Raw genomic sequence first — 26031 nt, forward strand, 5'->3', positions numbered from 1 at the left:
GGACTTCTGAACGGAATGAGCATGACTGAAATGAGCGAATCCATTTTGCAGGCCGACAAGGATTGGTGGCGAGGCGCGGTGATCTATCAGATCTATCCGCGCTCCTACCAGGACTCCAACGGCGACGGCATCGGCGATTTGAAGGGCATCACCGCCCGCCTGCCGCATGTCGCCTCGCTCGGCGCCGATGCTATCTGGATATCGCCCTTCTTCACCTCGCCGATGAAGGATTTCGGCTACGACGTTTCGAACTATACCGACGTCGACGGGATCTTCGGCAATCTCGCCGATTTCGATGCGCTGATCGCCGAGGCGCATCGGCTCGGTATCCGGGTGATGATCGACCTCGTTCTGTCCCATACCTCGGACCAGCATCCCTGGTTCGTCGAGAGCCGCGCCAGCCGGGCGAACGCCAAGGCGGACTGGTACGTCTGGGCAGACTCGAAACCCGATGGAACGCCGCCGAACAACTGGCTGTCGATCTTCGGCGGCTCGGCCTGGGCCTGGGATCCGACGCGGCTGCAATATTACTTGCACAACTTCCTGACCTCGCAGCCGGACCTCAACCTGCACAATCCTGATGTGCAGGAGGCGCTTTTGGGCGTCGAGCGCTTCTGGCTGGAGCGCGGCGTCGATGGCTTCCGCCTCGACACCATCAACTTCTATTTCCACGACAAACAGCTGCGCGACAATCCGGCGCTGGCGCCGGAGCGGCGCAACGCCTCCACTGCACCGGCGGTCAACCCGTATAATTATCAGGAACATCTCTACGACAAGAACCAGCCGGAGAACCTTGCGTTCCTGAAGCGGTTCCGTGCTGTCATGGACGAGTTTCCGGCAATCGCGGCGGTCGGCGAAGTCGGCGACAGCCAGCGTGGTCTCGAGATCGCCGGCGAGTACACCTCCGGCGGCGACAAGATGCACATGTGCTACGCCTTCGAGTTCCTGGCGCCCGACGCTCTGACACCGGCGCGTGTCGCCGAGGTTCTGCGCGACTTTCACAAGGCGGCGCCGGAGGGCTGGGCCTGCTGGGCCTTTTCCAACCACGACGTCGTTCGCCATGTCAGTCGCTGGGGCGATGGCGTTGCCGATCGCGACGCGCACGCCAAGCTGCTGGCAAGCCTGCTGATGTCGCTGCGCGGCTCGGTCTGCATCTATCAGGGCGAGGAATTGGCTCTCACCGAAGCCGAGCTTGCCTTCGAGGATCTGAAGGATCCCTACGGCATTCAGTTCTGGCCCGACTTCAAGGGGCGCGACGGCTGCCGCACGCCGATGGTCTGGGATAGCACTGCTGCCAATGGCGGCTTCGGCGATGCCAAACCCTGGCTGCCGGTGCCGGCCGAACACCTGAACCGGGCGGTCTCCGCGCAGAAGGATGACACCGCTTCGGTCATGGAGCACTATCGACGCTTCCTGCAGTTCAGAAAGGCGCATCCGGCCTTTGCCAAAGGCGAGATCGAGTTCCGCAGCACCGATGCGCCCGTGCTTGCCTTCGTGCGCAGCCACGGCAACGAGAAGCTCTTCTGCGCATTCAACATGAGCGGTACGGCCGCTACGGTTGATTTGCCGAAGGAGCCAGTGGAAGCGCTTGACGGCCATGGTTTTACGGCCGAGATCAAGAACGACAAGGTCAATCTTCCAGCCTGGAGCGCATTCTTCGCGCGGCTGGTTTGAGACAACGACAGACAAAAGAGACGAAGGGGAGGGTGCGATGACAGGTCTGACGCTTAAAGATATCCGCAAGTCCTACGGTGCGGTCGATGTCATTCACGGCATCAATCTCGACATCAAGCAGGGCGAGTTCGTCGTGTTTGTCGGTCCGTCCGGCTGCGGCAAGTCGACATTGCTGCGCATGATCGCGGGTCTGGAGGAGATTACCGGCGGCGACATGTTCATCGATGGCGAGCGCGTCAACGACGTGCCGCCGTCCAAGCGCGGGATCGCCATGGTGTTCCAGTCCTATGCGCTCTATCCGCATATGACCGTCTACGACAACATGGCCTTCGGCATGCGGATCGCCAAGGAGACGAAGGAGGAGATCGACCGGCGCGTGCGCGCGGCAGCCGATATCCTGCAGCTCACCAAGTACCTCGATCGTCTGCCGAAGGCGCTTTCGGGCGGCCAGCGCCAGCGCGTGGCGATCGGCCGGGCGATCTGCCGCGATCCCAAGGTCTTCCTGTTCGACGAGCCTTTGTCGAACCTCGACGCGGCGCTTCGCGTTGCCACCCGCATCGAGATCGCCAAGCTCAACGAGCAGATGGCGGACACGACGATGATCTACGTTACCCACGACCAGGTCGAGGCGATGACGCTTGCCGATCGTATCGTCGTGCTGTCGGCCGGCCATATCGAGCAGGTCGGCCCGCCGCTCGAGCTTTACGAGCGCCCGGCGAACCTGTTCGTCGCCCGCTTCATCGGTTCGCCAGCGATGAACGTCATCCCCGCGACGATCACCGCCACCGGCCCGCAGACGACGGTGAAGCTTTCTGGCGGCAAGTCGGTGACACTCGATATCGCCACGAACGCGTCGGAAAACGGCAAGACGGCGAGCTTCGGCGTGCGTCCTGAAGATCTCCAGACGGCCAGCGGCGAGGACTTCCTGTTCGAAGGAACGGTCGCCATCGTCGAGGCGCTCGGCGAGGTGACGCTGCTCTATATCGAGGGACTGGTGGAGAAGGAGCCGATCATCGCCAAGATCCCGGGCATCCTGCCCGTTCATCGCGGCGAAAAAGTCCGGTTCACGGCCGATAAGAACAAGCTGCATCTGTTCGAAGCCGGCGGCAAGAGCTACCGCGTCTGACAAAGACCACCATCGTTTGTCTTCAACCCGTCCGATTTTCGGACGGGTTTTTCTTTGCGAAGGCCCTCAATCTACCCTCTGTTAAATTTCTTCCTCTAGCCTGACGGGCAGGGGATACTAAGGGGCCTGTAGAATGACGACCGCGGCACCGGTGATGCAGCAACACTTCCTGAACAAGGAAGAATCTTTCATGTACGATCGCGAAACCACGTTCCCGATGGAGGACACGAGGAACGAGGCGCGGATCGAATATACCGAAAAGGGCATGACGCAGCTGAGCTCCCGCCGCTGCGAAATCATCAAGCTGTCGAAAAGCGGCGCGGTTCTGGGTATCCTGACCAAGTACCAGCTGCCGCAGAATTTCTACCTCGACATTCCAAGCGCCCGCATCCAGATGGTCGGCTGCCTGCTCAAGCGCGTGCACGCCAACAACATCGTCGAAGCGCGCTTCCTGCGGCTCCTGACCGATCGCGACCTCAATCGCATCTTCGTCTACAGCACCCATCCGAACCACCGGAACCGCACACTCGACATCTACCGCTGAACCGGCAAGCGTTCGTGCGGGTGCCCCGTCCGGCCGAGACGGACTGGCGGGCGATGCGCCTTTGCGGCCAGGGACACCGTATTTCGAGGCCTCCAAACTATGCTTGACATGGAGTGTGGGCGTTGGATTGTTGTCGCCTGCACGCCAGAAGCGAGGCAACCGATCGATGAAACGACCCTACCGCCTTTCCTGCCACTGCGGCGATATCTGCATCGAAGTCGATGAGGAGCTCTCGGGGCTGGTCGAGTGCAACTGCTCGACATGCCGGCGCACCGGCTTCCTCCACTGGAAGATTGACGGCAGCAAGATCCGGTTGATCACCGAGAAGCGTCGCCTTTCCACCTATGTCTGGCGCGGCGTGACTGAAGGTCATCACTTCTGCCCGACCTGCAGTGTGGCGATCATGCGCAGCGGCTACCCGAACAATCGCGTCTCGCTCAATGCGCGCTGCATCGAGGATATCGACATCTTCACGCTGGAGGTCGAGCGTTACGACGGTCGAAACGACATGTATCCGGGGCCGCTGAAGTAGCGCTCGTCTTCGCAAGCGCGGCCCGCTACCGGCGGCGAGGGCCGGCAGCGATAGCTCGATGGAAGACAAATCCTCCGCGGTGACGCCGAGGTTCGGCTCAGTTGAACAGCACGCTTGCTCCGTGGTCGGCCGAGCCGGCAATGGCGCGGAACGGTGCGAACAGCTCGCGCCCCATGCCGAACTCGTTGTCCGAGAGATCGGCATGGGCGGGAATGCGCGTCTTGAGCGCGATATCCTCGACAAGCACTTCGATCGTGCCGGTGACGGCATCGATGCGCACGATGTCGCCTTCCTGAATGCGGGCGATCGGCCCGCCATCCTTGGCTTCCGGCGTAACGTGGATGGCGGCAGGCACCTTGCCCGAGGCGCCCGACATGCGGCCGTCGGTGAGGATCGCCACGCGCTGGCCGCGGTCCTGCAGGATGCCGAGCACGGTCGTCAGCTTGTGCAGTTCCGGCATGCCGTTCGCCTTCGGGCCCTGGAAGCGCACGACGGCGACGAAGTCGCCTTCGAGTTTGCCGGCCTTGAAGGCGGCGTTCAACTCGCCCTGGTCATGAAAGATCTTTGCCGGTGCCTCGATGACGTGGCGGTCCGGCTTGACGGCGGAAATCTTGATGACCGCCTTGCCGAGATTGCCGGTCAGCATCTTGAGGCCGCCCGAGTGCTGGAACGGCTGGTCGATGGTGGAGAGTACCTTCGGATCGGCGCTTTCGGCCGGCGTCGGCCGGCGCTCGACACCGCCGTCGGCACCGAGGCGGACGTCGATCTTGTAGGCCTCCAGGCCCTGGCCGACGACGGTGCGCACATCGTCGTGCAGCAGGCCGCCCCGAAGCAACTGGCTGATCAGAAAGCCCATGCCGCCGGCGGCATGGAAGTGGTTCACGTCGGCAAGGCCGTTCGGGTAGACGCGCGCAAGCAGCGGCACGATGTCCGAAAGTTCGGAAATATCCTGCCAGGTGAGCAGGATGCCGGCGGCGCGCGCCATGGCGACGAGATGCATGGTGTGGTTGGTCGAGCCACCGGTGGCGTGCAGCCCGACGACACCGTTGACGATCGAGCGCTCGTCGATCATTTCACCTGATGGCGTGAACTCGTTGCCCATGGCGGTGATCGCCAGCGCCCGCTTCGTCGCTTCCTTCGTCAGCGCGTCGCGCAGCGGCGTGCCGGGATTGATGAAGGAGGCGCCGGGCAGGTGGAAGCCCATGATCTCCATCAGCATCTGGTTGGAATTGGCGGTGCCATAGAAGGTGCAGGTGCCGGGTCCGTGATAGGACTTGGATTCCGCTTCGAGCAACTCTTCGCGGCCAACCTTGCCTTCGGCGAAGAGCTGGCGCACGCGCGCCTTCTCGTCGTTCGGCAGGCCCGTCGTCATCGGCCCGGCCGGCACGAAGACTGCCGGCAGGTGACCGAAGGTCAGGGCCGCGATGACAAGGCCCGGCACGATCTTGTCGCAGACGCCGAGATAGACGGTGGAATCGAACATGTTGTGCGACAGGCCGACACCGGCGGCCATGGCGATCAGGTCGCGCGAAAACAGCGACAGTTCCATGCCCGGCTGGCCCTGGGTGACGCCGTCGCACATGGCGGGCACGCCGCCGGCAACCTGGGCGACGCCGCCTGCCTCGTGCGCGGCTTCGCGGATCAGCGCCGGATAGGTTTCGAACGGCTGATGCGCCGAAAGCATGTCGTTATAGGAGGTAATGATGCCTAGGTTGGCGACGCGATCCCCGGCGAGCGCCACCTTCTCGGCGGGGGAACAGACGGCAAACCCGTGCGCGAGGTTGCCGCAGCCAAGAACGCTGCGATGTGGGCCGCTGGACGCCGCACGACGCACCCGATCGAGATAAGGCTCTCGGTGCGGCTTCGAGCGCTCGACGATGCGGGCGGTGATTGCGGCAATGCGGGAATCGGCGGACATGGCAAATCCTGTTCCGGAGTCTTGAGACTCCTCATCTTCATCCAGTCATCGATCCGGAGCGTTGCCTGCTTGGGAGAACGTGCAGGCCACGCCCCGGTATGAGCTCTTTCAACGCCTTCGCGTTCCGGTGGGGCGCCACCGGTTGAAAGCGTCCTGAACCGGCCGGTGATCCGGCCGTTATGGCGCCCAGTATATTTGCAGCGGCGAGGCCGCACGGCGCAGCATGGTGCGGATCGGCATCTCGGCTTCGTCGCCGGGACCTTCCGCCTTGGCAAGCACCACCTTCTTGCCCTCGCCTTCGATGTGCAGGACCAGCAGCCTGGCATCGTGAAGGCTGGAGAAGGTAAAGGTCAGGCGCGGTTCGCCAGCACCTTCGGCTTCCATGGTGATCACGCCGCGCGGCGTCGTCGCGTCGATCGCCCTTGAAAGTTGCGTGCCGCCCGGGAAGAACGACGCGGTATGGCCATCCGTTCCCATGCCGAGCACGACGACGTCGAAGGGCGTGCCGATCTTTGCCGTCGCCTTGCTGGAGAGCCCGGCCGCATCTTCTGCCGAAGCGGCGGCGTGGTAAAGCGGTAGGAAATGCGCTTTCGCCGCAGGGCCTTGCAGCAAATTGGCCGTGACCAACGCGTGGTTGGAGCGATCGCTCTCCGGTGGAACGAAGCGTTCGTCCACCAGCGTGACCGTCACCTTGTCCCAGGCGATATCCTTCCTGGCGAGCGCCTGGAAGAATGCCTTGGGCGTCGAGCCGCCGGAAACGGCGATGCTTGCTGTGCCACGGGTGGCAATGCCGGTGGCAAGTGCGGCGCTGACGGCGTCCGCCAAGCCCTCTGCCAGGGCGGCGCCATTGTCGAATGTGTGAAGCGTCGTGCTCATTGCCTTACCTATATCGCATCGTGCCAGGTGCGGCCGTCACGCTCGATGAGTGCGATCGACTGGCTCGGACCCCAGGTGCCGGCGGTGTAGCCCTGCACCTGCTGTCCGGTCTCTTCCCAGGCTTTCAGGATCGGATCGACCCACTTCCATGCGGCCTCGACCTCGTCGCGGCGTACGAACAGCGTCTGGTTGTTGCGCACGACGTCGAACAGCAGCCGCTCGTAGGCGTCGGCATTGCGCACGTCGAAAGCCTCGGCGAAGCTCATGTCGAGCGAAACGTTGCGAAGGCGCATGCCGCCTGGACCGGGGTCCTTGATCATCAGCGACTGTTTGACGCCTTCGTTCGGCTGCAGGCGGATGACGAGCTGGTTGGCGGAAATGCGACCGGCACTGTTGTCGAAGATCGAGTGCGGGATCTGCTTGAAGGTAATAACGATTTCCGACATGCGGCCAGCAAGCCGCTTGCCGGTGCGGATGTAGAACGGCACGCCGGCCCAGCGCCAGTTGCTGACTTCGGCCTTGATCGCTACGAAGGTCTCTGTGTTCGAAACGCCACCTTCGAGCTCTTCCAGGTAGCCCTTGACCGGGCCGCCGGCAGAGGCGCCCGCGCGGTACTGGCCGCGCACCGTCACCTGCTCGACATTGGATGCATTGACCGGCTTCAGCGCGCGCAGAACTTTAAGCTTTTCATCGCGCACGGCTTCCGCGTCCATTGAGGTCGGGGCTTCCATTGCGACAAAGCAGACGAGCTGCAGGATGTGGTTCTGCACCATGTCGCGCAGCGCACCGGCCTTGTCGTAGTAGCCGGCCCGGTTTTCGAGGCCTACGGCTTCCGAAACGGTGATCTGCACGTGGTCGATATGGGCGGAGTTCCACAGCGGCTCGTAGAGCGCATTGGCGAAACGCAGCGCCATCAGGTTCTGCACCGTCTCCTTGCCGAGATAGTGGTCGATGCGGAAGATCTGCTCTTCGCGGAAGACCTTGCCGATCGTGTCGTTGAGCTCGGTCGCCGACGCCAGATCGCGGCCGATCGGCTTTTCGACGACGATGCGGGTGGTCTTGGTGATCAGCTTGTGATCGCGGATCTTCTCGGAAATATCGCCGAAGATCGCCGGTCCGACGGCGAGATAGAAGGCGCGGATACGGTCTTTGCCTTCTTCCAGGATCTTCTTCAGCGTATCCCAGCCCTGGTCGGACTTGGCATCGACGGAAACGTAAAAGAGGCGGGCGGTAAACTTCGCCACTTCCTCTTCATTGTATTCCGCCGGCCTCAGGTGTTCCTTCAGCGCATCGGCGGCGAACTTGCGATATTCTTCATGCGTCAACGCGGCGCGCGAGGCGCCGATGATGCGGGTCGGCTCGGTAATCTGGCCTTCCATCTGGCGGTGATAGAGCGCTGGCAGCAGCTTGCGCTCCGCGAGATCGCCGGTGCCGCCGAACACGACATAATCAAATGGTTCGACGGGAATGATCTGGCTGCTCATGGGATAATCTCGATCTTGTTCAGGTCAGGGACACATATAATCTAATCGATTTAAACGCGCTAGGGTGCGACGCAATAAAATGCTGTCGCACACGCTTTCTCATGCATGTCGCCCGAAAATATGCCGCGGTTTCGGGGCGACGACATGCACGGAAACAAAGATCTAATGCACATAGTGTGACACCATCCTGACACAACGTGCCTTAGAGCCTGTCGCGCAGCGCATACCAGCTGAGCGCCAGGAACAGAAGCGCCGATCGGAAGCGTGTTCCGCCCGGAAAAGCCGGTATTTTCAAGGCTTTCAACAGGTCGAGTTCCGTCGGTTTGCCCAGCACAAGGTCAGCGTAGAGCTTGCCACAATAGTTGGAAAGCATGACCCCGTGGCCGGAATAGCCGCCGATCGAGGTGACGCCCGGCATCACCTCGCGACAGAAGGGCGTCCGCGGCAAGGTGATGCCAACGGAACCGCCCCAGGCGTGGGTGATCTCGACATTGCCGAGTTCCGGATAGATCTCGCTGATCTGCCGGCGGATATGGGTGGAAATGTCGCGCGGATTGTCGGCGGTGTAGGCTTCGCGCCCGCCGAATAGCAGCCGCCCGTCTTTCGATTTGCGGAAGTAGCGCACGACAAAGCGCGAATCGTCGACCGATTCACCGCCGGGAAGCACGTTGGGGTGAGCGGAAAGAACTTCGGTCGCGCCGATGAAGGAGCGGATGGGCATCACATGGCTGGCGCTGACCGGCTCGAGATTGCCGATATAGGCATTGCACGCGACAAGCACCCGCTCAGTGGTGATCGTGCCGCGATCGGTAGTGATGACAACAGCCGTTCCCTTGCGCTCGATCTTCTGCGCCTTGGTCTGCTCGAACAGATTGGCGCCGGCAAGGGCCGCCTGCTTCGCCAGTCCGAGCAGCAGCTTCATCGGATGGATATGTCCGGTGCCGACATCGCGGATGCCGAAGTGATAGCGAGACGATCCGAGCCGGCTCGCCGTCTCCTCCCGTTCCATGAACGAGAGATGCGGATAGCCGAAGCGGGTCGCCATCGCCTCGACGTGGTCGCGATAATCCTTCTCCAGGCTCTTCTTGTGGCCGACGGAGAGCTGCCCCGGCATGAACTCGATATCGATGTCGTGTTGGCTGGCGAAGTCGAGCACGTGCCGCTTGGCGTTCTCTGCCATATCGAACAGCAGTTGTGCCCGTTCCTGGCCAAGCGTTTCCTCGGTCTCGTCGGCCCAGGCGCGCTGGCCGGTGCCGAACTGGCCACCGTTGCGCCCCGACGCGCCGTCGCCGAAGCGGCAGGCGTCGATGAGCGTGACATCGACGCCTTGCCGAGCAAGGTTGTAGGCCGCCTGAAGCCCGGTATAGCCGCCGCCGATAATGGCGACATCCGCCTTCCTCGATCCCGGCATCTGCGGATATTCGGGTCGATCGGGAACGGTTGCCTCATACCAGGAGAAACCGGGCGAGATCGGGCTTTGCCAGGGCATTGGACTGCCTTTCAGGTCAGACGTTCAGCAGCAGGAACTCGCGTTCCCACGGGCTGATAACCTGCATAAAGGTTTCGAACTCGCCACGTTTCACGCCGGCATAGATGGCGATGAATTCGGGGCTCAGCACCTCGGCAAGCGACGGCGCCGACTCGAGCAGGGCGACGGCCTCGAGCAGCCCGCGCGGCAGATCGATTTCGCCTTCGTTGGCCGTGTCTTCCGTCGGTGCCGTCGGATCGCGGCCTTCGATGATGCCGAGATAGCCGCAGGCAAGCGAGGCGGCGAGCGCCAGATAGGGGTTGGCATCCGAACTCGGCAGCCGGTTCTCGATCCGCCGGGCAACCGGTTCGGAAACCGGAATGCGGAACGCGGTCGTGCGGTTGTCGTAGCCCCAAGCCGTATTCACCGGCGCCGACATATCGGGCGTCAGCCGGCGGAAGGAGTTCACGTAGGGCGCCATCATCACCAACGTGCGCGGCACATAGTGTTGCATGCCGCCGATGAAGTTGAAGAACTCCTTGGAGGCAGAGCCGTCCGGATTGGAGAACAGATTGCGGCCGGTGTTGATCTCGATCACCGACTGGTGGATGTGCATGGCCGAACCCGGCTGACCCTGCATCGGCTTGGCCATGAAGGTCGCGTAGATGCCGTGCTTCAGCGCCGCCTCGCGGATGGTGCGCTTGAACAGGAACACCTGGTCGGCAAGCTCGATCGGATCGCCGTGACGAAGGTTGATTTCGAGCTGCGCTGGTCCCTCCTCGTGGATCAGCGTGTCAATCTCCAGACCCTGCTTCTCGGAGAAGTGATAGATGTCGTCAATCAGCTCGTCGAATTCGTTGATGCCGGCGATCGAATAGCCCTGGCCGCCAAGGATCGACCGGCCGGAGCGGCCCTTCGGCGGATGCAGCGGATAGTCGGGATCGTCATTGGTGGCGACGAGGTAGAACTCGATTTCGGGCGCAACGACCGGCTTCCAGCCCTTCTGGCGATAGAGGTCGACCACGCGCTTCAAGACGTTGCGCGGCGTGTAGCTGATCTGTTCGCCTTCGGAGCCGACGATGTCGCAGATCACCTGCGCCGTTGGGTCGGTTTCCCAGGGGACGACCGAAAGCGTCGAAAGATCAGGGACGAGCTTGATGTCGCTGTCGCGCGAATCGTAGCGGAATTGTCCGGTCTCGTCAGGATATTCGCCTGAGATCGTGTGGCGGTAGACGGCGGAAGGCAGTGCAAGCGAGGTGTTGGAGGTGAACTTGGAGGTGGGCATCATCTTGCCGCGGGGAACGCCGGCAAGGTCGGGCGTGATGCATTCGATGTCTTCGATCCCGCGGATCTTCAGCCAATCCGTTGCTTCCTTCCAGGTCTTGACGCCTCGGAGGGAATGCAGGGCGGCGGGTATTTTCGAGGTTTTGCTGATTTTCGTTGTTTGTTGGGCAGCACTTCTCTTGGAGGGCATAAATCACCGGTTTTGGCTTCGGATAGCGCATCATAACCAGAGATTGGCAATTGGCTAGAGCGTGACGATTGACTTTCCCCGCCGTGACCGGAATGGAATGCGCAAAGAGCTCAAAGGTGTTTCGTGGCTGAGAAGAAGGATGTGGTGATCATTGGCGCCGGTGCGGCCGGCATGATGTGCGCCATCGAGGCCGGCAAGCGCGGCCGGCGGGTGCTGGTCATCGACCATGCAAAGGCGCCGGGCGAGAAGATCCGCATCTCCGGCGGCGGCCGCTGCAACTTCACCAACATCCATGCCGGGCCGAAGAACTTCCTCTCGGCCAATCCGCATTTCTGCAAATCGGCGCTCGCGCGCTACGGCGCGCGAGACTTCCTGGCGCTGGTCGAAAAACACGGCATCGCCTGGCACGAGAAGACTTTGGGGCAATTGTTCTGCGATCATTCGGCCAAGGACATCATCAGGATGTTGCTCGCCGAGATGCGCGATGCGGCCGCCGAGCTTCGGCTTGAGACGACGGTCGCGAGTGTCGAGCGCCATGGTGCCGGCTTCCGGGTGATGACCGGCGACGGACCGGTCGATGCCCAGTCGCTGGTGGTGGCCAGCGGCGGCAAGTCGATCCCGAAAATGGGCGCAACGGGGCTTGCCTATAAAATCGCAGAGCAGTTCGGATTGGCCCTGGTCGAAACCCGTCCCGGGCTTGTGCCGCTGACGCTCGATCCGGTGCAGCTTGAGACGATCGGCGAACTAGCCGGCGTCGCCGCCGACGCCGAGGCGCGCTCCGGTAAGACGGCGTTTCGCGAGGCGGTGCTGATCACCCATCGCGGCCTCAGTGGCCCGGCGATCCTGCAGATATCGTCCTACTGGCGCGAGGGGCAGGACATCGTTCTGAGGTTGATGCCCGATATCGACATCGCCTCGATCCTAAAAGGTTTGCGCCGCACCAATGGCAAGCAGGCCGTCCAGACGGCGCTCGGCGATATTCTGCCACGCCGGCTTGCGCAATTCTTTGCCGATGGCGCCAAGCTGACGGGACGGCAGCTCGCCGACCTCTCGGACAAGACCATCGATGCGCTATCGGCATCGATCCAGGCTTGGGCGATCAAGCCCGCCGGTTCCGAAGGCTATCGCACTGCCGAGGTGACGCTCGGCGGCGTCGACACCAATGGTCTCGATTCAAAGACGATGCAGGCGAAGGCTGTTCCCGGTCTCTATTTCGTCGGCGAATGCGTCGACGTGACCGGCTGGCTCGGCGGCTACAATTTCCAATGGGCCTGGGCATCGGGCTTCGCAGCCGGCCAGGACGTCTGATCCCTGGTTTTGCGGCATTTGGCTTCAGCCATTGTTAACGGATATGCCGGAACCTCTTTGGTGTCGGCACAGCCGGCGGTTGGTCAGAAAGAACTGTTCCGCAAACGGAAATCACACTGTTTCCATTTTTAGGGCTTTTCTCTGCCACGGCATGGCTGCAATATGGTCTGGACTGGCAAGCCGGTTTATCCGGGCCGAACGTTGCCGGTCAGTGAGAAGGACAGGATGTCATGAACCAGCCACGCCGTCGTCCCCGCGCCATCGCGATCGCTCGCACCGACGAGAGCCGCGTCCAGAGAGTAGCGTTGACCCGCATTGCTCTGATCGCGTTCTTTGCCGTTGCTGCCCTCGCAACGCTGCCGGCTTATTGGCTCTGATGCTGCCAGCCGGCCGCTAACGGCCGGACCTCGAGCGCCTCATGAGCCCAACGCCTTCGGAAATTCGTTGGCGAGTGCTCCGCGCTTATACAATTTTTAATCGTTCAAAATGAATATTGCGACGAAGTGAGTTCCGTCAGGACTTCGCTACCGGGGAGGTGGCGCGGTCCCGCAATGATTGCTGACGGACTGGCGGTGTGCGCCGCATGATTTTTCCGAAAAACATCAGCCTGTTTGCGCATCGGGTGGCTCTCGATCGTTTCGTCCTTTTCGCGGTTACGCGGAAGGCGGGACATGTTTCGAGCCGCCGGGGGAGGCGAATGCGAGCTGCGAGCCAAGGTGTTTTCCATGTTCATCGATAGAATTCTTGCCCGTTTCAAGATCCAGACGAAGGTGCTGTTCTTCATTCTGCCCTTCGTCGTCAGCATCTGTGCCGTCGGCATTACCGGCCTTTATGCGTCCGGCCTGCTTCAGGGCCGGATGGAGATTTCGAACAGCGTCCTGCAGACGCTGAGCGGCTTCAAGGATGTCTATGCGGGGATGAACAACTTCCTGCACTCGACCACCGAGGAAACCCGCGACGCCGTGCAGGGCAAGATCACTGCGCAGAAGGAAATTCTCGCCGAGACCGCCGCACAGGTTGCCGGCCAGAGCCGCCAGGACGAGTTGACGGCCGCTATCGCCGCGACCGCCGACATCGAAGCCCGCATCGACGGGCTCTGGAAGCTGCATGTCGGCGAGCAGGAGATGCGCGCAACGATGACGGCGAACCTCGATGCTCTCTTGGTCGAACGCGCCAAGATCAACGACGAGTCGAACCGGCTGCAATATGCCGTGCGCAAGAACGAGAATGCCGCCAAGACCATGCTGCGCGAAGCCGAAAAGCTGATGCGCGCCAGCCGCTTCTTCAACGAGTTCGGCACCGAAGTCAGCAAGGCGACGACGGTCGAGGATAAGCTCAAGGCCGTCAAGGAACGCTTCCCGATGATCGGCCGCACCGAGCGCGACATCTTCCGGCTGTTGCCGAAAGACGAGAAGTCGCTGACCGAGACGATCACCTCCGCATCGAGCGAGATCGGTGCGCTTTTGAAGGCGCCCGCCGGTCCTGAAACGCTTGCCGGTATCTCGAAGTATGTCGACCGTTTCCGCACCGCGAGCTTCCGTCTCGAAGCGGCTTCTGTCGGCAAGATGCGCGATGCCACCCGGATTTTCGCCGAACTCGATCAGCTTATCGTCAGCACCGAATCCGTTCTGACGGCCACGCGCCGGCTTTCGAGCTCGATCACCGACATCCAGATCTCCGCCGCAACCTTCATGGGGTCGACGACGGAAAGCAACCGCCAGAAGCTGCTCGACAAGTTCCTTGCAGTTCAGCAGAACATGGCAACGCTGCGCGGTGTTGCAAGCGAAGGTGCCTCCTTCGACGCCATTGCCGACACGCTGATGCCGATCATCACCGTAATGAAAAAGGACGCCGCGTCTCTGGTTGAAATCACCGTGAAGCGGACCGCCGATTTCGACGCCGCCGGCCAGTCGATCAACCAGATCTGGAGCGACCTGACCGGTTTTGCCGAACAGCAGAAGGTTGCCGCCGGCACCGAGCGCCAGGAAGCAAACCAGATCTCCGTGGCCGCGACTGTTGCAGGCGTCGTCATCGCCCTGCTTGCCGGCATCGCCCTGACGCTGACGCTGAAGAAGCCGATCGGTCAGATCACCGCCGCCATGCGTCGCCTGGCAGACGGCCGCCTCGATACCTCCATTGACGGCGACGCCCGTCAGGACGAGATCGGCGACATGGCCCGCGCCTTGGGCGTCTTCAAGGAAAACGCGCTTTCCAAGGTGCGCATCGAGGCAGAAAGCGAAGAACAGCGCGCCCGCGCCGAGATCGAGCGAAGCCGCAACGACGCCGAGAAGCGCGAGCTCGATCGCCAGATCGATCTTGCCGTCAGCGAACTCGCCGCCGGCCTCGGCCGTCTGGCGCAGGGCGACCTGTCGCGCCAGATCGACATTCCGTTCCATGGCCGCCTCGAACAGCTGCGCACGGACTTCAACGGCTCGCTGATCCGCCTGCAGGATACGCTGGCCCAGATCCGCGCCAATGCACAGGCGATCCAGCAGAGCGGCTCGGACATGCATCATGCCGCTGACTCGCTGTCGAAGCGGACGGAGGCCCAGGCAGCCTCGCTCGAAGAGACGGCCGCTGCGGTCGACCAGATCACCGTGACGGTCCGCTCGTCGGCGGAGCGCGCGAACGAGGCTAACGTCGCCGTCACGCAGACGAAGAAGAGCGCCGACAGCTCGGCAACCGTCGTCACCAATGCGATCGCCGCCATGGGCCGCATCGAAGAGGCCTCACGCCAGATCGAGCAGATCATCGAGGTGATCGACGACATTGCGTTCCAGACCAACCTCTTGGCGCTGAATGCCGGCATCGAGGCGGCACGTGCCGGCGAAGCCGGCAAGGGCTTCGCGGTGGTGGCACAGGAGGTTCGCGAACTGGCGCAACGCTCAGCCGAAGCTGCCCGCGAGATCAAGGGCCTCATCAACAAGTCGACCAACGAGGTCAATTCCGGTTCGCACCTGGTCAAGGAGACCGGCGCGGTGCTGGCCTCGATCAGCGCCCAGATCGTTACTGTCAGCCAGCATGTCGAAATGATCGCGACCGCCAGCCGTGACCAGGCGGTGGCGCTCAACGAGGTCAACGGATCGGTCAACCAGATGGACCAGATGACCCAGCAGAACGCCTCGATGGTCGAAGAGGCAACGGCAACGAGCCTGGCGCTCTCCAACCAGGCCGACACGCTGATGATGCTGGTCGAGCAGTTCCGGCTCGAGCCGGAAGCCGCCGATATCCACGCTTACCGCGCCGCCTGATTGGCCAAGGCCACAGCGGCTTCGTCCTCAGCATCGCGCCGCGCGACCCACCGGTTGCGCGGCGCAAGTCGTTTGTAGGCTATTCTTGCCGGCTTGTATCTCTTGATGCGCCGCAAACGCAGCGATGCAGCGGCGAAACATCCGCCTCACCAACCCCGGCGGCTTGGGGTCGAAATGTTCGTCCCAGCGGCGGCTTTTCATCGTCATATCGGCCAGATAGGCCATTGCCAGTATTTCCATGGTGATGCTCCTCATTGGATGGCATCCCCTCTTCTATGCAGCAAAGGCTATTTTACATACACAAGATATCGGCCTATGTTTTTCACCGATGAAAGACATGGATTGGGACATTTATCGCTGCTTCATGAGTGTCGCGCGCACCGGCGGACTGACGGGCGCCGCGCAGGCGCTGGGCTCCAGCCCGGCGACCTTGGGCCGGCGCATGCTCGAGATCGAGGAACGCACCGGCCGCACGCTGTTCGTGCGCAGCCAGACCGGCTACCAGCTGACCGGCGACGGGCAGGTTCTGTTCGAGCAGCTCGAGGAGATGGAGGCGGCGGCCCGCCGCGTCGAGAGCTGGCGACGGGAGGGCGAGGGGGCGGTCGTTCGCATCACCGCCGGAACCTGGGTGTCCTGGCTGCTTGCCGAAAATTTCCCGGCGCTCTGCACCGAGCGCGATGGCTTCAGCCTTGCGATCACCATAGGCGAGACCCGCGCCAACCTTGCCTATCGCGAGAGCGATATCGGCATCCGCGCTTTCGAGCCGGAAGAGGGCTATCTGGCAGCCCGCCCGGTGGGAGAAGTTGCCTATGCCGTCTACCGGCAGAAGAATGCAACGCCGGCGGTAAACGGCCGATGGGTCGCCGTCGGCGACGAGGATGCAATCTCGTCCTATCTGCGTTGGCCGCATGAGAACGCGACGGGACGTATCGTAGCGACCGTAACGCGCCCTCGTTCGTTGCTCGATCTCGCCCGGGCGGGAGCCGGTTGTGCCGTGCTGCCCTGTTTCGTCGGCGACCTCGACCCTCTGCTGGAGCGGGCGGGCGAGGAGATCCCTGCGCTTATGCATCGGCAATGGATCGTGATGAACAACGAGGACCGCCATCGCACGGAAATCCGCACGGTCGTCGATCGCATGACAAAATTACTGAAAAGCCACGCCGACATCTTCGCCGGCAAACGACCCCGCCGCAGCTGAAGCGGTCAGCGCATCAAGAGGCTGACGAGTGCCGCCTGCGAGTTCACCTGGGTCCTGGAATAGATGCTCTTCAGCTGGGTGCGGATCGTTTCGTAGCTGACGCTGTTCGCCAGGGCGATTTCCCTTAACGACAGTCCTGCAGCGAGGCCGGAGGCGATTCTGATTTCGGCGGGAGTCAATCCGTAGATGTCCTCCAAGTGCCTGCTCCGCACTTCCGGAAGCAGCGACGTGGTCGGTTCAATGACGACAGCAACGGTTGGGCCGCTAAGGAGTTCGGTGAAGGCATCGGAATTCAACTTCAAGAGCGTGATGCGATATGCCGTCCCACCGGCGCCCTTGACAATGGAGACATGTGGGCGCGTATCCGTGCAGCCACGTAATGTCAGCGCTTCCAGCGCTGCGCTTGTCTGCGGACAGCTTAACGTCAAGCGCCCGCCTGTAGCGATACGAATTGGCGCGCCTGTCGCCGATATGCGTTGCGCGTGTTCATTCATGGAGCGGACACGGAGATTCTCGCCGACATACATCAGGCCAACGCCGATCGAATCGAGCAAAGATTGCCCTTGCTGGCGCTCGACCGTCATCACATCGCGCTTCCGGACAAACTCGAACGCGCGTTTGAGATGCGGTGCAAGGCTCGTATATTGATCGGCGGCGTGATGGTTGAACTCTGCGTCGGTTGATGTCGTACATGTCGATAGAATGAATGTGCGTGTCGCATCTCTTATGATCGTCACGCCGACGCTGGTCTCGCATCCGGTTTGTCGCTTTAGCCAGTCGTTGTAGAATTCGGATTTGACCAGATCTTCCCGCGAAACGATATGCTCGCCACATAGGCCCCGGCCGACGGGTACCACAACGGTTCTCGGGATCCACGGGTTCACCGCGGCGAAATGGTTGTTGAATTGATCGAGGTCGTCGGCCGTAAATCCGGAGACATAGGGGACATGCGACGCGGGTGCCGCGAGGTCATGATAGTGGAGCGCGGACTTACCGTTTGGCACAGTGCCCGCCAACCGGCTCAGAAAATCCTCCCAGCTGCATTCGCCGAACGCAGCGCCATAGATCAGATCGATCAGTTCTTCCGTATTCGCCGTTCCTGTCCGGAACATGCGTGCCCCCGCTCGCACTAGACCGAGTTAGTATAGGCAGGAGCCTCGGCAATAAGCAACTTGAAATGGTATATCTGCTTGCAAGACCGGCGTGAAACGCGGCAGGCCGGCGTTGCTGCCGGCCGTTTTCGCGTCAGGGTTGTCGGTCTGTGGGGTGCTAAACGGGGCGGCGGACGGTCGCGGTTGCCGTCTGTGGTTTGGGTATGCTCGACCAAGCCGCCAGAAGCAGCAAGGCTGCGGCCGTCAGCACCGTCATCACGCGCGTCCCTGAGTGACGATAACAGGGATCAACAGGTCGCCCCAGTTGCCTTCGCCGCCATGATGGCGGGCCGAACGTACCAGCTCGACCGATACGCCGGCGTCGACGGCTTTCATGACGGCCTGGTTAAGGCGGTGCAGGTCGTTGGCGACCATGCGGATCGCCGCCTGCTGATCCGGGGTCATGGCCGAAGACTGTTCCTCGGCCCTTTCCTTGACGCGTGTCTGAACTGTCATTGGAGTTCTCCTTGGTGTCAGCGGTTTCTCGTCGATTGCATGGGGAGCGCGGCGGGCAGGGATTGCCACGCTCCCCGGTCCTTCACTCTGCGGCCGGGCGGAACTGGTCGTGCTCGGTCGATTCCTTCATGGCTGTCGTCGATGACTGGCCGCCGGTGATGGCCAGCGACACGGCGTCGAAATAGCCGGTGCCGACTTCGCGCTGGTGCTTGGTCGCGGTGTAGCCATTGACCTCGGCGGCGAACTCCGCCTCCTGAAGCTCCGAATAGGCCGCCATCTGCCGGGCCTTGTAGCCGCGCGCCAACTCGAACATGCCGAAGTTCAGCTGGTGGAAGCCGGCAAGCGTGATGAACTGGAACTTGTAGCCCATCGCACCGAGTTCCCGCTGGAACTTGGCGATCGTCGCGTCGTCGAGGTTTTTCTTCCAGTTGAACGACGGCGAGCAGTTGTAGGCGAGCAGCTTGCCCGGATGCGCCTTGTGCACGCCCTCGGCAAACTTGCGGGCCTGCTCCAGGTCCGGCTTGGAGGTTTCGCACCAGATCAGGTCGCAATGCGGCGCATAGGCGATGGCGCGCGCGATGCACGGCTCGATGCCGTTCTTCACCTGGTAGAAGCCTTCGACCGTGCGTCCGGCGTCATAATCGACGAAGGGGCGATCGCGTTCGTCGATATCCGACGTCAACAGCTTGGCCGCTTCCGCATCGGTGCGGGCGATGACGAGCGTCGGCGTACCCATGACGTCGGCTGCAAGCCGTGCCGCGTTGAGATTGCGGATATGCGCGGCCGTCGGGATCAGGACCTTGCCGCCGAGATGGCCGCACTTCTTTTCGGACGCCAGCTGGTCCTCGTAGTGAACGCCCGCAGCTCCGGCCTCGATGAAGGCCTTCATGATCTCGAAGGCATTGAGCGGGCCGCCGAAACCGGCTTCGGCGTCGGCAACGATCGGTGCGAACCAGGTGTCGACCGATAGCCCCTTGCCTTCCGAGGTCTCGATCTGGTCGGCGCGCTGGAGCGTGCGGTTGATGCGCTTTGCCAGCTCCGGAGCGGCATTTGCCGGATAGAGCGATTGGTCCGGATACATCGCTGATGCGGTGTTGGCGTCGGCCGCGACCTGCCAGCCGGAGAGGTAGATTGCTTTCAGGCCGGCGCGAACCATCTGCATGGCCTGATTGCCCGAGAGCGCGCCGAGCGCGTTGACGAAGTCCTCTTCGTGAATGAGCTTCCACAAGCGGTTGGCACCCATTTCGGCCAGGGAGTAACGGATCTCGACCGAACCACGCAGCCGCTTCACGGTTTCAGCGGTGTAGGGGCGTTCGATGCCATCAAAGCGGCCTTGCTGGGCACTGGGAACAAGCTTGTAAAAATCAGTCATCATTTCCTCCTGCTGGAACTCATCCACCATTCGACTTTTGTCGTATGGCTTTCCTCGTCTCTAGTTGATGTGACAGTTTTTACATTGCGCTGCGCAATAGGGCTATGGAAATCGAAGTTCATGGCCTTTCAAAAGGGTTATCTTGTCTTGCCTTTGACAGGCGTGCACGGTAAATTTGTAAATTATGTAAATGTGTGGTCGTCGTCAGAGTTGTAAAGGTAGTGACAAATGGCTGAGAACAAGATCTTTGCCGGTCCTCGTGTCCGGCGGATCCGCAACGGGCTCTCGCTGACGCAGACGGCGATGGCCGAAGCGCTTGGCATCTCGCCGTCCTACCTCAACCTGATCGAGCGCAATCAGCGTCCGCTGACCGTCCAGCTGCTTCTGAAACTCGCATCGGTCTACAAGGTCGACCTCGAGGAACTGCAGGGTGAAACTGGCGGTGGACTGGCGCAATTGCGCGAGGTCTTTGCCGATCCGCTGCTGGCGGCGGAACTGCCGGGGGATCAGGAATTGATCGAAGTTGCCGAAGCGGCGCCCAATGCCGCCGGCGGCGTCGTCAAGCTTTACCGCGCCTATCGCGAGCAGGCGGCGCGGCTAAAGGACCTTGCCGACCTCCTGGCGGGGCAGGGGCACATGGAGGCGCTGTCGGGCACCCGCCTACCGATGGACGAGGTGCGCGAGACGCTGGAGGCGAGACCCAATCATTTCGCCCGGATCGAAGAAATGGCGGAGGCCTTTCACGAGGCGCTTTCGCCGGGCGATGATCTGATCGGCGCACTGAAAGCCTGGCTGAAGAAGGAACACGGCCTGGTCGTGCGCAATCTGCCCGTTCATGCCATGCCCAATCTGCGTCGCCGCTTCGATCGCCATTCCATGCGGCTCTTCATCTCCGAGCGCCTATCGCCCTATGACCAGTTGCGCGAGATCGCCATGGAGGTTGCCTCGATTGCCTGTCACGAAGCGATCGTCCGGGAGTTGGAGACGCTGCGCCTGTCGACCGCCGAAGCGCGCCGCATCGGCCGCTTCGAACTCGCCCGCTATGCCGCCCACGCATTGATGATGCCCTATGCGGCATTTCATGCGGCAGCCGTCCGGGCGAGATACGATATCGACGTGCTCAGGGCGCGTTTCCAAGTGTCGTTCGAGCAGGTCGCCAACCGGCTGACCATGCTGCAGCGGCCCGGCGCGACCGGCGTTCCGTTTTTCCTGATGGAGATCGACAATGCCGGGCATCGGCTCCGTCGTTCCGGCGCATCGGGTTTCCCGCAAGCGAGGTTCGGCGGCGGCTGTCCGAAGCTCAATATCCATGCCGCCTTCTCGGTGCCGGGGCAAATCCTGGTGGACCGCGTAGAGACAACAGAGGGACTGGCGTTCCTTACCGTGTCGCGCACGCTCGATGGTCCGCAGGCGGGCTTTGAAGAGCGGGTTCGCCGCACCGCGTTGCTGATCAGTTGTGAGGCCTCTTTTGCCGATGAGGTGGTCTATGGCACGCTACGCTCGCCCGCGGTTGCGATCGGGGCGGCCTGTCGGCTCTGCGAGCGGCAGGGCTGTCTTGCGCGCGCCGAGCCTCCGGTGACGCGCCCGCTTGGGCTCGACGAGATGGCAACAGGCCTCAGCGTCTTCGATTTTCAGTAGGCGCTGGGACTTTCAGTAGCTGACGGGGTGATGGCTCGGCAGCAGCGGCGCACTGGCGGCGAAGCATTCGGCCGGTAGTCCGGTCGTATAGCCGCGGGTAATGTGCGCCTTGTCCGCATAGGCTTTGTCGCGCATCAGGATCGCGTGCAGTTCGGGCAGGTTATAGAACGGCACGCCGGGATAGAGGTGGTGCTCCAGATGATAGTTGATGTGGTGCGGAGCAAAGAACAGTCTTTCCCAGGCATGCGGATAGACCGTGCGTGAACTCGTCAGCTCGTCGCTATAGTCCATGTTGCCGAAATGCTCCGCAACGCTGCGCACGTAAAGGAACAGGCAGAAGAAGGTGAAGAACGGCACGAGCCAGTAGAGCGCGAATTCGCGCCAGATGCCGAGAAGGCTGAAAATGGCGGCGGCAGCGATATAGAAGCAAAGGCGCAGCATCTTGTAGCTCCGCGTCGACCGGTCGTTCTTCGACATGCGCTTGGCCATGTGCACCATGTCGCGGATCGAGTTGACGGCGACGAGATAGCCGAGCAGTTGCATCACGCCACGCGCGATCTTCTGCGGAAAGGTGAACTGCGCCATGCCGAGCTTTGCCGTCCAGTCCGGGTCGTCGTCGGTGTTGGCATGCTGGTGGTGTGCCAGGTGGTTCTGCCGGTAGCCATCGACGGTCGCCAGCATCGGCCAGGCGAGCAACAGGTCGCTCATCCAGTCGCTGAGCTTGCGGTTCTTGATGATGCGGTAGTGCGCCGCCTCATGAACGAGACAACCGAACGCATGCATGCGACCGGCAATCACGATCACGGTCATGAGGTAGACGAGGATATTGCCGGTATATTCGCTGACGGCGATGGCGGTGGCGATGATCGCCCAGTCGACCGCGATCGCCGCAAGGGATTTCTGTGGCTCGAGTATCGAAAGGCGCTTCAACTCTCTCGGATCGATCCTGCGGTTCCGTCCACTCATGACACTACCCAGACGCTGATACACAACCGAGGGGAAAAATCGCATGCGCCTTATGGTTAATCAATCGTAAACGAACGCGTGTTCTGGCTGGTTGCCGCCATGGTTAACGTCGGCCGCTTGGTACCTGCCGATGGCGGGATCGCGCCCTTCGCCATAAGTGCCCGATTTTCCTTGGCTTGCGAAAACTGGGGTGGCTGAAGAGGTCCGCCTCTTTCCAGCACAAAACCGCTTGAGGTTGTCGAGAAACATGCCTAACCTCGCCCCGGAGCGATCCAGAATGGGCCTGGATCCGTGTCACGGGGCGGCCTTGTCCGGACCGATAATAACGAGGGAACTGCATGTCCAAATTCATCGTTACAACCATGGCGACGGTCATACTGGCCGGTTCGACCATGCTCGCTTCGGCGCAGGAGCGGGTGGTCAACGTCTATAACTGGTCGGATTATATCGACAGCAGCATTCTGGAAGACTTCACCAAGGAAACGGGCATCAAGGTCGTCTACGACGTCTTCGATTCCAACGAGATCCTCGAAACCAAATTGCTCGCAGGCGGCTCGGGCTACGACGTCGTCGTCCCGACGGCGACCTTCCTGCAGCGCCAGATCGCGGCCGGCGTGTTCCAGAAGCTCGACAAGTCCAAGCTCCCGAACCTCACCAATATGTGGGACGTGATCATGGAGCGTACGGCCAAGTACGATCCGGGCAACGAATACGCCATCGACTACATGTGGGGCACCACCGGCATCGGCTACAACGTCGACAAGATGAAGGAAATTCTCGGCACCGACGAGAAGCCCAACTGGGACGTCATCTTCAAGCCGGAACTAGCCGCCAAGTTCAAGGATTGCGGCATCCATGTTCTCGATTCCCCGACGGATGTGATGCCGTCGGCGCTCACCTATCTCGGCCTCAATCCTGATAGCCACGAAGCGGCCGATCTTGAAAAGGCTGCCGAACTGCTTGCCAGCGTTCGTCCGAATATCCGCAAGTTTCACTCGTCGGAATACATCAACGCGCTTGCCAATGGCGATATCTGCCTCGCGGTCGGCTTTTCCGGCGATGTCTTTCAGGCCCGTGACCGCGCCGCCGAAGCCAAGGCTGGCGTAACCGTCGATTATGCGATCCCGTCGCAGGGCGCGCAGATGTGGTTCGACATGCTCGCCATTCCGGCGGACGCTCCGCATGTCGCCGAAGCGCATGAATTCCTCAACTACATGATGAAGCCGGAGGTCGTCGCCAAGGCGTCGAACTATGTCTTCTACGCCAACGGCAACAAGGCCTCGCAGCAGTTCCTGGACAAGGCGGTTCTCGAAGACACCGCCATCTACCCCACCGATGATGTGATGCAGAAACTGTTCACGGTCACGCCGTTCGAGGCGAAGGAGCAGCGGGTATTGACCCGGCTCTGGACAAAGGTCGTCACCGGCCAGTAAGAGCAAAACGAATTGCCCGGACCTCAAAATCCGGGCAATTTTCTTAAAGGGGGCACCGGGGAAAACGAGAGTGCCCATCGGCTGTATCATTCGGGGATAGATGATGAAGTCACTCGGCAGTATCAGGCGCTCTTTCGCCCCCTGGGCGGATCCCGCTTCCAAGCCATTCATTTCCGTCAAGAACGTCACCAAGAAGTTCGGCGATTTCACCGCCGTCGACGATCTTTCGCTCAACATCTACACGCGCGAGTTCTTTGCACTCTTGGGTGCGTCGGGCTGCGGAAAGTCGACGCTCCTGCGCATGCTGGCCGGTTTCGAGCAGCCGACCTCGGGGGAGATCATTCTCGACGGCCAGAACCTTGCCGGCATTCCGCCCTACCGGCGGCCCGTCAACATGATGTTCCAGTCCTACGCGCTGTTTCCGCATATGACCGTTGAGACCAACATCGCCTTCGGCCTGAAGCAGGACGGCATGCCCAAGGCCGACATCGCCGAGCGCGTCGGCCAGATGCTCAAGCTGGTGAAGCTCGAGAAGTTTGCCAAGCGCAAGCCGCACCAGCTTTCCGGCGGCCAGCGCCAACGTGTCGCGCTGGCACGCTCACTCGCCAAGCGCCCGAAGGTGCTGCTGCTCGACGAGCCGCTCGGCGCACTCGACAAGAAGCTGCGCGAGGAAACCCAGTTCGAACTGATGGACCTGCAGCAGGAACTCGGCCTTACCTTCGTCGTGGTCACGCACGACCAGGAGGAAGCGATGACGATGGCGGACCGCATCGCCGTCATGAGCCACGGCAAGGTCGCGCAGGTGGCAACGCCAGCGGAAATCTACGAGGCGCCCAATTCGCGCTTCGTCGCCGACTTCATCGGCGATGTGAACATCTTCGACGGAACAGCCACAACCGCGGAAAACGGCTACCTCAGCATTGAAACCGGCAACGGCTTTCCCATTCGCATGGCATCGCCGGAGAGGCCTGCCGCCGGCGCCAAGGCCGCGGTCGCCATTCGCCCGGAAAAGATCCGTGTCACCCGCCAGCCGCCGGCGCACGCGCCGGTCAACGCGGTCGAGGGTGAGATCTGGGACGTCGGCTATCTCGGCGACATGACCGTCTTCCATATCAGATTGAAGGATGGCAGGGTCGTGAAGGCGTCGTCCTTGAACGCGGTGCGCGCCGTGGAAGATCCCTTCGGCTACGACCAGCAGGTCTGGATCTCGTTCGGCGAAGACGCCGGCGTCGTCTTGAAGGATTGAAGCCATGGCGCGCGTTGCATCAGCCGTCTTCAGCCGCCTGGTCATCATCATCCCCTATGCCTGGCTACTGTTCTTCTTCCTGATTCCCTTCTTCATCGTCTTCCGTATCTCGTTGTCGCAGACGGCGGTGGCGATGCCACCCTATACGCCGGTCTTCGATCTCCTCGGTGGCCTTTCCGGCATTATGGAAAAGGCACGGGAGTTCTCGCTCGACAACTATGTCTGGCTGACCGAGGACGTTCTCTACTTCAACGCCTATGTGTCGAGTGTCATCATCGCCGGAATCTCGACGGTGCTGACGTTGATGATCGCCTATCCCGTCGCCTACGGGATGGCGAAGGCGCCGAAATCGATCCGCCCGACGCTGTTGATGTTGGTGATCCTGCCGTTTTGGACCAGCTTCCTGATCCGCGTTTACGCCTGGATCGCCATCCTGAAGCCGGAAGGACTGCTCAACCAGTTCCTGATGAGCATCAATGTCATCGACCAGCCGCTGATCATCCTCAACACCAACTGGGCGATCTATATCGGTATCGTCTATTCCTACCTGCCGTTCATGGTCCTGCCGATCTATTCGTCGCTGGAGAAGATGGACCACACGCTGACGGAAGCGGCGCTGGATCTCGGCTGCACGCCATTCTCCGCCTTCTGGCGCGTCACGTTCCCGCTGTCACTGGCCGGCGTCGTTGCCGGTTGCCTGCTCGTCTTCATTCCGGCTGTCGGCGAGTTCGTCATCCCCGATCTGCTCGGCGGATCGGAAACGCTGATGATCGGCAAGACGCTGTGGAACGAGTTCAACGCCAACCGCGACTGGCCGGTCTCTTCGGCGGTTGCCACGATCCTGCTTTTGATCCTGGTGATACCGATCGTGTTCTTCCAGAACGCGCAGGCCAAAGCCGACGGCGAGGGGAAGTAG

24 protein-coding genes are annotated in these 26031 nt (G+C 61.6%); 12 read left to right on the plus strand and 12 right to left on the minus strand.

Annotated features, from left to right (window positions below):
- The first annotated feature begins 15 nt into the window (after positions 1-15).
- From ASD00_RS37115 to ASD00_RS37130, 4 genes are all read left to right on the plus strand, one after another.
- Positions 16-1674 (plus strand): alpha-glucosidase family protein, encoded by a 1659-nt coding sequence (locus ASD00_RS37115; RefSeq protein ID WP_107026830.1) that lies wholly within the window; start codon positions 16-18, stop codon positions 1672-1674.
- Between the two features lie 37 nt (positions 1675-1711).
- Positions 1712-2800 carry a sn-glycerol-3-phosphate ABC transporter ATP-binding protein UgpC gene (ugpC, locus tag ASD00_RS37120; protein ID WP_057211548.1) on the plus strand — a complete coding sequence of 363 codons (1089 nt, stop codon included), beginning with the start codon at positions 1712-1714 and terminating at the stop codon, positions 2798-2800.
- Between the two features lie 133 nt (positions 2801-2933).
- Entirely contained in the window at positions 2934-3344 is a 411-nt protein-coding gene (locus ASD00_RS37125; RefSeq protein WP_025425965.1) for a hypothetical protein, read from the plus strand.
- Between the two features lie 166 nt (positions 3345-3510).
- The gene (locus tag ASD00_RS37130) at positions 3511-3876 is read left to right on the plus strand and encodes a GFA family protein (protein ID WP_025425966.1); all 366 of its coding nucleotides are present in this window, start codon (positions 3511-3513) and stop codon (positions 3874-3876) included.
- Positions 3877-3973: 97 nt separating this feature from the next.
- Here the strand turns inward: ASD00_RS37130 and edd are convergent, their stop codons facing one another.
- The 5 genes from edd to ASD00_RS37155 form a co-directional block, all read right to left on the minus strand.
- Complete coding sequence (gene edd, locus ASD00_RS37135; protein ID WP_025425967.1) at positions 3974-5794, minus strand: phosphogluconate dehydratase; 1821 nt, start codon at positions 5792-5794, stop codon at positions 3974-3976.
- Between the two features lie 177 nt (positions 5795-5971).
- Positions 5972-6670: a 6-phosphogluconolactonase gene (gene pgl / locus ASD00_RS37140; protein ID WP_025425968.1), complete on the minus strand. Its 699-nt coding sequence runs from the start codon at positions 6668-6670 to the stop codon at positions 5972-5974.
- Positions 6671-6678: 8 nt separating this feature from the next.
- The gene (gene zwf / locus ASD00_RS37145) at positions 6679-8154 is read right to left on the minus strand and encodes a glucose-6-phosphate dehydrogenase (protein WP_025425969.1); all 1476 of its coding nucleotides are present in this window, start codon (positions 8152-8154) and stop codon (positions 6679-6681) included.
- A 202-nt stretch (positions 8155-8356) separates the two neighbouring features.
- Positions 8357-9643: an FAD-binding oxidoreductase gene (locus ASD00_RS37150; protein WP_025425970.1), complete on the minus strand. Its 1287-nt coding sequence runs from the start codon at positions 9641-9643 to the stop codon at positions 8357-8359.
- A gap of 16 nt (positions 9644-9659) precedes the next feature.
- The gene (locus ASD00_RS37155; protein WP_025425971.1) at positions 9660-11096 is read right to left on the minus strand and encodes a glutamine synthetase family protein; all 1437 of its coding nucleotides are present in this window, start codon (positions 11094-11096) and stop codon (positions 9660-9662) included.
- Between the two features lie 123 nt (positions 11097-11219).
- On the opposite strand from ASD00_RS37155, the gene ASD00_RS37160 reads away from it, so the two are divergent.
- Both ASD00_RS37160 and ASD00_RS41110 read left to right on the plus strand, forming a co-directional pair.
- Positions 11220-12404, plus strand: coding sequence for an NAD(P)/FAD-dependent oxidoreductase (locus tag ASD00_RS37160; protein ID WP_025425972.1), 1185 nt, complete (start codon positions 11220-11222; stop codon positions 12402-12404).
- Positions 12405-12634: 230 nt separating this feature from the next.
- The gene (locus tag ASD00_RS41110; protein WP_164474899.1) at positions 12635-12781 is read left to right on the plus strand and encodes a hypothetical protein; all 147 of its coding nucleotides are present in this window, start codon (positions 12635-12637) and stop codon (positions 12779-12781) included.
- A 104-nt stretch (positions 12782-12885) separates the two neighbouring features.
- Here the strand turns inward: ASD00_RS41110 and ASD00_RS40670 are convergent, their stop codons facing one another.
- Positions 12886-13137 carry a hypothetical protein gene (locus tag ASD00_RS40670; RefSeq protein WP_146160867.1) on the minus strand — a complete coding sequence of 84 codons (252 nt, stop codon included), beginning with the start codon at positions 13135-13137 and terminating at the stop codon, positions 12886-12888.
- On the opposite strand from ASD00_RS40670, the gene ASD00_RS37165 reads away from it, so the two are divergent.
- Positions 13130-15655 (plus strand): methyl-accepting chemotaxis protein, encoded by a 2526-nt coding sequence (locus ASD00_RS37165; RefSeq protein WP_057211592.1) that lies wholly within the window; start codon positions 13130-13132, stop codon positions 15653-15655. The two genes, ASD00_RS40670 and ASD00_RS37165, sit on opposite strands and share 8 nt — an antisense overlap.
- Positions 15656-15682: 27 nt before the next feature.
- Here the strand turns inward: ASD00_RS37165 and ASD00_RS37170 are convergent, their stop codons facing one another.
- Positions 15683-15895, minus strand: a complete 213-nt coding sequence (locus ASD00_RS37170; RefSeq protein WP_057211550.1) for a hypothetical protein — start codon at positions 15893-15895, stop codon at positions 15683-15685.
- Positions 15896-15983: 88 nt separating this feature from the next.
- Between ASD00_RS37170 and ASD00_RS37175 the strand changes: the two genes are divergently transcribed.
- On the plus strand, positions 15984-16853 hold the full coding sequence (locus ASD00_RS37175; RefSeq protein ID WP_057211594.1) for a LysR family transcriptional regulator: 870 nt from the start codon (positions 15984-15986) through the stop codon (positions 16851-16853).
- A gap of 5 nt (positions 16854-16858) precedes the next feature.
- Here the strand turns inward: ASD00_RS37175 and ASD00_RS37180 are convergent, their stop codons facing one another.
- The 3 genes from ASD00_RS37180 to aceA all read right to left on the minus strand — a co-directional run bounded on the left by ASD00_RS37180 (position 16859) and on the right by aceA (position 19832).
- Positions 16859-17965 (minus strand): helix-turn-helix transcriptional regulator, encoded by a 1107-nt coding sequence (locus ASD00_RS37180; protein WP_057211552.1) that lies wholly within the window; start codon positions 17963-17965, stop codon positions 16859-16861.
- 255 nt (positions 17966-18220) lie between these two features.
- A complete protein-coding gene (locus tag ASD00_RS37185; protein ID WP_025425977.1) occupies positions 18221-18460 on the minus strand; it encodes a hypothetical protein in 240 nt (79 codons plus the stop codon).
- Between the two features lie 82 nt (positions 18461-18542).
- The gene (gene aceA, locus ASD00_RS37190) at positions 18543-19832 is read right to left on the minus strand and encodes an isocitrate lyase (RefSeq protein ID WP_025425978.1); all 1290 of its coding nucleotides are present in this window, start codon (positions 19830-19832) and stop codon (positions 18543-18545) included.
- Between the two features lie 228 nt (positions 19833-20060).
- Here aceA and ASD00_RS37195 point away from each other — a divergent pair, with 228 nt between their 5' ends.
- Positions 20061-21470 (plus strand): XRE family transcriptional regulator, encoded by a 1410-nt coding sequence (locus ASD00_RS37195; protein ID WP_025425979.1) that lies wholly within the window; start codon positions 20061-20063, stop codon positions 21468-21470.
- A gap of 12 nt (positions 21471-21482) precedes the next feature.
- Here ASD00_RS37195 and ASD00_RS37200 read toward each other — a convergent pair whose 3' ends face one another.
- Both ASD00_RS37200 and ASD00_RS40675 read right to left on the minus strand, forming a co-directional pair.
- Positions 21483-22436 carry a fatty acid desaturase family protein gene (locus ASD00_RS37200; protein ID WP_158071690.1) on the minus strand — a complete coding sequence of 318 codons (954 nt, stop codon included), beginning with the start codon at positions 22434-22436 and terminating at the stop codon, positions 21483-21485.
- 60 nt (positions 22437-22496) lie between these two features.
- On the minus strand, positions 22497-22685 hold the full coding sequence (locus ASD00_RS40675) for a hypothetical protein (protein ID WP_128090405.1): 189 nt from the start codon (positions 22683-22685) through the stop codon (positions 22497-22499).
- Between the two features lie 89 nt (positions 22686-22774).
- Here ASD00_RS40675 and ASD00_RS37205 point away from each other — a divergent pair, with 89 nt between their 5' ends.
- From ASD00_RS37205 to ASD00_RS37215, 3 genes are all read left to right on the plus strand, one after another.
- Positions 22775-23869: a polyamine ABC transporter substrate-binding protein gene (locus tag ASD00_RS37205; protein ID WP_057211556.1), complete on the plus strand. Its 1095-nt coding sequence runs from the start codon at positions 22775-22777 to the stop codon at positions 23867-23869.
- Positions 23870-23972: 103 nt separating this feature from the next.
- Entirely contained in the window at positions 23973-25115 is a 1143-nt protein-coding gene (locus ASD00_RS37210) for an ABC transporter ATP-binding protein (protein WP_025425982.1), read from the plus strand.
- A gap of 4 nt (positions 25116-25119) precedes the next feature.
- Entirely contained in the window at positions 25120-26031 is a 912-nt protein-coding gene (locus ASD00_RS37215) for an ABC transporter permease subunit (protein WP_025425983.1), read from the plus strand.

It is taken from the genome of Ensifer sp. Root31, assembly GCF_001424825.1.
In the GTDB taxonomy this organism is placed as follows: Bacteria; Pseudomonadota; Alphaproteobacteria; order Rhizobiales; family Rhizobiaceae; genus Ensifer; species Ensifer canadensis.